Source organism: Corallococcus carmarthensis (assembly GCF_003611695.1).
In the GTDB taxonomy this organism is placed as follows: Bacteria; Myxococcota; Myxococcia; order Myxococcales; family Myxococcaceae; genus Corallococcus; species Corallococcus carmarthensis.
Map to the genome: position 1 here is coordinate 1 of NZ_RAWE01000498.1, position 422 is coordinate 422.

Consider the following 422-nt stretch of genomic DNA (forward strand, 5'->3'; position numbering starts at 1 on the left):
CACTGCAACAGGCGGCTGCACAGCGCACTTCCTCGATGAGCGGACTGCTGGGTGCCCTGCAGTTCGCTGACCGCGATGACATCGCGCGCCAGGCGGGAGCATTGCGCGGCGACGCGCATGCCAGCCTGCGCCTGGCCGATACCGCACTGGTCGGCAGCATCGGCAACGTCGTGCAGCAGCACCAGGCAGCATCGCGCAGCGGTGGCGATGCGGACGGCCTGGCAGCACAGGCCGCGCAGACCGCCTCGGCGCAATCGGCAACGACCGGCAGTCGCCTGTTCAACCAGCTGGCGATGCACCTGGTCGCACCGGCAGATGCAGGCAGTGATGCGGGCGACGCCGGACACAACCGCAGCTTCTGGGCGCGCGGGTTCGGCAGCCATGGCCGTATCGAGGGTGGTGCGGGCGTCGCCGGCCTGAAC

The 422-nt window shown here is 70.1% G+C and carries 1 protein-coding gene; it reads left to right on the forward strand.

All coding sequences use genetic code 11. The annotated features are described in order from the left end of the window. Positions 1 to 35: 35 nt before the first annotated feature. A partial coding sequence (locus D7X32_RS44665; RefSeq protein WP_208752795.1) for a hypothetical protein occupies positions 36 to 422 on the forward strand: 387 nt, incomplete at its 3' end.